1 protein-coding gene is annotated in these 727 nt (G+C 30.5%); it reads left to right on the plus strand.

What is annotated here, in order from left to right:
• Window positions 1–63 precede the first annotated feature (63 nt).
• On the plus strand, window positions 64–727 hold a 664-nt coding region (locus C7U54_RS14425; protein WP_241522627.1), incomplete at its 3' end, for a transposase.

Raw genomic sequence — 727 nt, forward strand, 5'->3', positions numbered from 1 at the left:
ATCCTTATGAACTTTGAAAACAATTTGATTATTGATATCGTTGAATCCAGAACTCATGATATCATGTCCGACTATCTATTTAAGATTGATTTGGAAGAAAGAAAAAAGGTCGAATACATATGCACTGATATGAGCTTTATATTCAAACCCTTACTAAAGACATATTTTCCAAATTCGACCTTGCTTGTTGACCATTTTCACGTTACCAGACTAATAAATGATCAACTCAATCATACTCGAAAAAGAATTATGCGTAAATATGCTAAAAATAAAAAATCCAGAGAATACAGATTATTGAAACATCGTTACAAGATACTGTTAAAATCCAAAAATAACATAGACAATGAAACGTTCAAGTATGATAAGATAATGGAATGTCATGTAACTGAAAACATGATACTTGAAACTTTACTAAGCTTTGATGGTGAACTTAGACAGGCCTATAATGCCAAAGAAGAATATTTGATATTCGATCAAGTTTCAAAAGAAGAAGTCAATAATTCTAATAAAAGAAAGGAACTCAATGCAGTAATTAAAAAATTCAAACATACACATGTGGAAGAAAGTATAAGTGTTGCGGTGACGCTTGAACATTGGAAAGAAGAAATACTCAACTCTTTTACATGGATAAATGACAGACGTATATCTAATGGACCATGTGAAGGTAAAAACAATTATGTAAAGAAGATCTTATCCAATGCAAATGGTATGTCCAATTTTCAACGTG

The sequence above is a fragment of the Faecalibacillus intestinalis genome, from assembly GCF_003024685.1.
GTDB lineage: Bacteria > Bacillota_I > Bacilli_A > Erysipelotrichales > Coprobacillaceae > Faecalibacillus > Faecalibacillus intestinalis.